The following is a 6,291-nucleotide window of genomic DNA, read 5'->3' as shown; positions in this document are numbered from 1 at the left end:
GCCTGCGGCCGAGGCCGCCTGATCGGCAAAGTGCTCGCGGACCCGGCGAGCGACGGGGGGCTCGACCGCGGAGGAGGCCGCCTTGACGAACTCTCCCTGGTCCTTGAGCCAGGCCAGGATCACCTTGGAGGTGATCTTCTTGCCAGTGGGGTCGAGCTCCTTCGCGAGCTCGTGAACGCGTGGTTTAGCCACTTTTCTCCTGTCCGGTTGCCCACCCCGGATCAGGGTGGGCATCAGTTGAGGCAGCTCATCGCTGGGTACTCATCGGGTGCCCATCGGCTTCCTACCCGCCTTCTTAGTCGGTCGTTGTCGCGGCACTGCGTGCAGGCCGCTCGTGCGTGCTCGCACCATCCTCATCCAGGTTGCCCCGGGAGGAGATCCGCTCGCACACGGGAGCCACGTCCAGCGGCTCACTGGTGCGCAGCGCGCGCCCGAAGGCGCGCCTGCGTTCGGCAAGCTCCAGGCACGCGGGATCCGGGTGGATCCACGCGCCTCGCCCAGGCGCAACCGCCCGGGGGTCGACACGAAGCCGGCCGTCGTCGATGACCAGGCGCAGCAGCTGCGCCCGAGGACCCTTGGCGCGGCAGCCGATGCAGGTGCGTTCAGGTACGTGTGAGAGGTGCTTCACCGTCTCGTCGCGTCCTTCCCATCGTCCTGTCACCTGCTGCCCCTGGCGGCCTGACGGCCCCAGGATCTCACGCAGGATCCCGAACAAGTCTAGCGGCAGCCAGGCTCAGGCATCCCTCTGTGCGACTGAGGGGCCTGTCACGTCGTCGGCACGAGAACCACGACCCGCGATCACCTCGCCGGTCTCGGCGTCGGCGTGGATATCGATCTTCCAGCCCGTCAGACGCGCGGCCAGGCGAGCGTTCTGCCCCTCCTTGCCGATGGCCAGGGAGAGCTGGAAGTCAGGTACCACGGCCTTGGCCGTCTGGTCCTCCATGGACTGGATGTGCACCGAGGACACGCGCGCCGGGGACAGGGCATTGGCGATGAAGCGGGCCGGCTCGTCGGAGTAGTCGACGATGTCAATCTTCTCCCCGCCCAGCTCCGCCATGACAGCACGCACGCGCTGACCCATCGGGCCGATGCAGGCGCCCTTGGCCCCCAGGCCGCGCTGGCGCGAGCGCACCGCCATCTTGGTACGGTGGCCGGCCTCACGCGCGACCGCCATGATCTCCACGTCCCCCGAGACCAGCTCGGGCACCTCACGCTCAAAGAGCTTGCGCACCAGGCCGGGGTGAGTACGCGAGAGGATGATCTGCGCTCCCTTGGGACCGCGCGAGACCTCGGTGACATAGGCGCGGATACGGTCGCCGTGGCGGTAGCGCTCACCCGGGACCTGCTCGTGGGGAGGCATGATCCCCTCGTGCTCCTCGTCCAGACGCACGTAGACGATGCGCGGGTCACGCCCCTGCTCCACGGTGCCGGAGATCAGCTCGCCGGCCTTGTCCTTGAAGGCGCCCAGGACCTCGAAGTCGCGCCGATCCTGGATGCGCTGGACGATCACCGAGCGGGCAGTGGCCTGGGCGATGCGCCCGAAGTCGTCGGGGGTGTCGTCGAAGAACTCGCCCGTGGGCTGGTCCTCCTCGTCAACCTCAGGAGCCAGCACGGCCATATGACCGCTGCGGCGGTCGATCTCGACGTGCGCGCCACGGATAGCGCCCGGGACCTTGGTGTAGGCACCCAGGATGGCGTCCTCGATGGCGGGCAGGAGGTCCTCCAGGTCGATGCCCAGCTCCTGGGCCGCGCCTCGCAGCTCCGGCATGTTGATGTCCATGGTGTCCTCTCTCGTCCTCGTCCCGATTCAGAAGACGACGACCATCCGGGCCTCCAGGAGGTCCGTGTAGGCAATCGTCTGCTCACTGCCGTCGACCTCCACGGTCACGGTCTCCTCGTCTGCGCTGCGCACGGTCCCGGTCAGGGTCTGGCCGGCAGTGACCAGACGGGCCTGGTGACCGGTGGCGCGCCGAAAGGTGCGGGGCGTGGTCAGCTCGCGCTCGGCCCCGGGACTGGTGACCTCCAGGGTGTACTGGCCCTTGACCGGATCAGCCTCGTCCAGGGCGTCAGACACCGTCTGGGTCACCTCAGCCACCGCGTCCAGGTCAAGGTCGCCCGGGCCGTCAGGCAGGTCCACGATGACGCGCACGGTGGAGTAGCGGCCGGCCCTGGTGGTCTCCACCCCCTCCAGGAACAGACCTGCCTGCTCGACCACAGGTGTGAGCAGCTCGGTGAGCCGCTCGGTCGTCGCAGTTGACAGCGTGTCCGCCATGGGGTCCCTTCCCGGTCGTTGGTCAGATCGCGGGCCACCGACGCACTAGTGGGCGCGTCCTTGGGCGTGGCCAGCATGGCTCATGCTACCTGGCCGTGCCAGGATCACCGTGTGAAGCCTGCACCCCTGCCCTGCTCCCCCGTCCTGACGCGCCCGCTGCGAGGCGCCTTGGTGCTCCTCCTGGCCGGCGGCCTCCTGGCTGGCACCGGAGCCTGTGAGCTGCGGCTGGGGCACGGCGTTCCTGACACCCTGCCGACGGCGTCGGCCGCCGAGGCCGAACGCGACGCTCTGGCACGCCAGGCCACCCTCATCTCCTCCACGGCCGAGGTTCTTCTCACCTCCGGCAACCAGGAGGTCGCCACCCAGGTCACCCAGCTCGTCGAGGCGGGCAAGCTCCAGCTTGAGACCCTGGGCGGGGTCTGGCAGCCCTGGCCCACCTCTGCTCCTACCACCCTGCCCACGACGACGCCGGTCGCCACGGCCCCGGCTGATGCCACCCCCGATGACCTGCTGCAGGCTCTGGAGCAGGGTGCCGAGCAGGCGCGCCAGGCCGCCCTCCATGCCGAGCAGGCCGGCCAGGCGCAGCTGTACGCCGCCCTGGCCGTCTCCTGGTCCGCCGGCGCCACGCAGCTGGCCACCACGCTGGCCGCCGAGACGGCGCTGGAAGGGGCACCGCGTCAGGCCTCCCAGATGACCCAGGCCCTGGAGCCAGATCTCGTGCAGGCCTATGACGCGGCCCGCTACGCCATGGAGGAGGTGGCGGCACGCTCGGCCGACGCCCAGCGCGCCCAGGCACAGGCTGACGCCGCTTACGCCGACGACGTCGTCAACGCCTCCATCGCCCTGGGAGGAACGGATTCGCGCCTGCCGGCCTACGCCGCCCCGACCCAGGCCTCCACCAGCGCGACGAGCGCGGACACCACCTGGGCACGCCAGTCCTGGCTGCGCGTGTGCGAGCAGGAGATCGTCTCCCTGATTGCCTTGGATCCGGACCAGCGCGAGATCGCCATCGACGCCGCCATCGACGCCGCCGCACGCGCCCGGGCCTGGGGCTCGACGCTGCCGGCGCTGCCCGGCTACGAGTCCTGAGCCTGTTCCACAGTCTGCTCCACCCACCGGCGGCCTCGTTCCACCCGTAGGTACCTCACCGGGCCGTGGGCGCCTCGCGCCGCCAGGTAGGCGGCGGCGTCGTCACCGTCACGCACCAGCCGCAGCCGGCACGGCCCCACCCAGCGTGTCCAGCCGGCCACCAGGGCCTCGGCCTCCTGACGCGAGCGGACCAGGAGGCTCGGCACGGCCAGGGCTATCCAGTCCCCGTCACCACCGGACCTGCCCGGCAGCCGACCGATCTGAAGAAGCAGGCGTGCCAGTGCCCGGCGCCAGGCGGGAAGCGGACGGCGCGGATTCGCCGTCGTCGTCAGCAGCTGTGCCTCCAGCACGAAGCGAGGACGGCGCTCAGGCTCGCTCAGCAGCGCCGCGAGCGCGTCCGCAAAGCGGGCACCAGCGCCGTCGGACCCGTCCACCAGCCCCACGCTCAGGCTGTTGTCTGTCTCCTCAAGCACTGCCAGGTGCGCGTGTGCCCCGCCGTCCTGACTCAGGCACCGCGCCACCACGCAGGCCGCTGCCTGCCAGTAGGAGCTGGGCACCCCGTGGCGCAGCAGCGCGCTGGCCCACTGGATGCGTACCACCTCCACGGGGTAGCCCGACCGCTCCGCTCTCGCCGACCGCCCAGAGCCGCCCTGCGGCGCCATGGCGTCCGGATCGATCCCCGTGGCCGCGCCGAGCCACCGCTCCCGCTCGATACCTCTGTCCCCCAGGCTCGCCACAGTCAGCTCGTTGAGGCAGGTGACCTGGGCATGCTGCGCTCCTGCGGTCAGGGAGGCGAGGAGGAGGCGCTGGGGCGGGCTCAGCACGCCGCGCAGGCCGGTCTCGATGACGGCCTGGGTCCCACCGGCACTGGGAACGCAGCCGCCCCCGGGCCAGGGCGTCGCCTCACTCGGCACCGCGGACCAGATCTGGTCCGCCTTGCGCTCCAGGCGCCCTAAGTCGCCTCCACCGCCGAGGCCAGCCTGGGCAGGCAGCACGCAGACCACGGACCAGTAGTGCGCCACCTTGCCAGGCCAGGACGGGTCGAGCCGGGCACCGCGGCCACGCAGCTGCGCCACCGCCGTCGCCGTGGTCACGGTGGACAGGTCCACCAGCGTGTTGGCTGCCGGGCAGTCCCAGCCCTCCCCCAGCAGCGCACGGGTGGAGACCACCAGGCGCACCCGGCCAGCGGCCATGAGCTCACTGACTGCCAGCACGAGCGCCGCCGAGCCGACCCCGGGGCCGGCGACCGTCAGGCTCACCCCGTCGTCCTGGCCGCTGAGCTCCAGCCCTGTGCGCTCGCGCAGCGTGGCCAGCAGCTCCTCCTGCCCGCTGGCCAGCCGCAGGTGGCGGCTCGTGATGAGCACCGGGCCAAGGCCCCGCAGGGCCTCGTCGCTCAGCAGCGTCTCGAAGCAGCGCAACGCGCCGCCTGGCGCCGCGGGCCGGCCGTCTCCCGCGAGCACGTCCAGGGCACGGTGAGCAGCAGAGCGCTCGGCGGCGTCCGTGACGACGACGGCGCGTAGCCGCGATCCCAGGGCGTCCAGCTCGTGGCGCAGGACGTCGATGACGGCCGTGTCCTTGGCCAGTGAGGAGGAGGTGATGAGGTCCACGGGCGAGCGCCCGGGTCGCAGCCCGGAGTCGGTCAGGTGCACCCCGAAGCCGCTGAGCGTCTGGCGCACCTCCTCCCACTGCGACCTGCGGGCAGGATCAGGCAGAAGGCGTTCCAGGGCGTAGCGGGCCAGGAGCCCGGTGAGCTCGCTGGTCTCCAGGACAGACAGCTGCGGGAGCAGGGGCACGAGCAGGGTGGAAGCGGGCGTGGGCCGGTAGTCGCGAGTCCGGTGCAGGAGCGCCGTCGCGGTCGCGGCGGCCTGTGGGGCGGCATCGAAGCCCTCGGCTACAGCGGTGGCCAGACGCGGGTCCTCAGGCTCCAGCGTGCAGCCGGGGTCCTCCATGAGCTCGCGCAGCCCGGGAGCCACCGTGTCCACGAGGTAGTCCACGCCGTCGGGAGCCAGCAGCACCTGAGCGACCCGGTGGGCGAGCTCGGCGCCGCTGGTGGCAAGAAACCGTGCCTCCTCGCGCTCGGGCAGGGTGAACCAGGCCAGGGCGCGGTCCGGCGCCAGGTGCCCGGCTCGCACGACGGCGGGCACCGAGATCTGCGCATCCACCTCGCCGAGCAGGGCGTGGTAACGGCTGTAGGAGCGGTCCTCGGGGCTCGGGCTGGTGGCGGTCAGGCCAATGAGGGTGGCCTGGTGCCCAGCGTGGCGCAGACGACGCACCAGGTAGTGGACCACGACCGCCCAGTGGGCACGCAGGTGGTGGCACTCGTCCAGGACGATCGTGGCCACGCCTGTCTCGACCAAGGCGTCAAGCCGCTGCCGGGCCGAGGGAGCCAGCAGGTTCGCCACGGCCTTGTCATCGAGCTCATCCACACGGGCACGCGCCCGGGCCGCCCGCCGCGAGGCTCCCCGGCGGTAGGCCTGGCGATGGGAGCTGGCCAGGTCCTCCAGCCAGGCCTCAGCCTGCGCTGGGCTGTAGCCGCCGTCCACGAGCTCGCGCTTCCACGCAGCCAGGCCTGCCTCGTCCCAGACCCCGTCACTGCGCACGAGCGCAAGGGACTGGTAGGTGCTCACGCACAGGTTGTCACCCCACTCGCCCTCAAAGAGCGAGGCTGCCTGCTCACGCCACTGCTCCCGGATGATGGTGGTCGGGGTCAGCACGAGCGCCGGGCGACCGTTGCGCCGGGCCAGCTCCAGGCCAAGGAGAGTCTTGCCTGCCCCGGGTGGGGCAACCAGGTGGAGGACCTCGCCGTCGGCCGGATCGACGGCGTCGAGCAGGTCACGCTGGTAGGCACGCAGACGCGCTGCCATCCGCAGGTTGTGCGCAGGGCGGCGCGTCGCGTCGGTCATCAGGTCCGCTCAGGCCTGTGGCAGCGG

The 6,291-nt window shown here is 71.5% G+C and carries 6 protein-coding genes; 1 reads left to right on the top strand and 5 read right to left on the bottom strand.

Translation table 11 applies throughout. The annotated features are described in order from the left end of the window. From HMPREF0058_RS05505 to rimP, 4 genes are all read right to left on the bottom strand, one after another. The coding region (locus HMPREF0058_RS05505) for a translation initiation factor IF-2 N-terminal domain-containing protein (protein ID WP_040319544.1) at positions 1-192 on the bottom strand (192 nt) is incomplete at its 3' end. 103 nt (positions 193-295) lie between these two features. Further along, positions 296-628: a YlxR family protein gene (locus HMPREF0058_RS05500; protein WP_034237233.1), complete on the bottom strand. Its 333-nt coding sequence runs from the start codon at positions 626-628 to the stop codon at positions 296-298. A gap of 105 nt (positions 629-733) precedes the next feature. After that, on the bottom strand, positions 734-1,780 hold the full coding sequence (gene nusA, locus HMPREF0058_RS05495) for a transcription termination factor NusA (RefSeq protein WP_006548732.1): 1,047 nt from the start codon (positions 1,778-1,780) through the stop codon (positions 734-736). Positions 1,781-1,807: 27 nt separating this feature from the next. Beyond that, positions 1,808-2,272 carry a ribosome maturation factor RimP gene (gene rimP, locus HMPREF0058_RS05490; protein ID WP_006548731.1) on the bottom strand — a complete coding sequence of 155 codons (465 nt, stop codon included), beginning with the start codon at positions 2,270-2,272 and terminating at the stop codon, positions 1,808-1,810. A 111-nt stretch (positions 2,273-2,383) separates the two neighbouring features. Between rimP and HMPREF0058_RS05485 the strand changes: the two genes are divergently transcribed. Further along, the gene (locus tag HMPREF0058_RS05485) at positions 2,384-3,361 is read left to right on the top strand and encodes a DUF4439 domain-containing protein (RefSeq protein WP_048679457.1); all 978 of its coding nucleotides are present in this window, start codon (positions 2,384-2,386) and stop codon (positions 3,359-3,361) included. Here the strand turns inward: HMPREF0058_RS05485 and HMPREF0058_RS05480 are convergent. Next, positions 3,349-6,264: a DEAD/DEAH box helicase family protein gene (locus HMPREF0058_RS05480; RefSeq protein ID WP_006548729.1), complete on the bottom strand. Its 2,916-nt coding sequence runs from the start codon at positions 6,262-6,264 to the stop codon at positions 3,349-3,351. The genes HMPREF0058_RS05485 and HMPREF0058_RS05480 overlap by 13 nt on opposite strands. Positions 6,265-6,291 lie beyond the last annotated feature (27 nt).

It is taken from the genome of Actinomyces urogenitalis DSM 15434 (assembly GCF_000159035.1).
GTDB lineage: Bacteria > Actinomycetota > Actinomycetes > Actinomycetales > Actinomycetaceae > Actinomyces > Actinomyces urogenitalis.
This window is presented reverse-complemented; position numbering and strand designations above follow the sequence as displayed.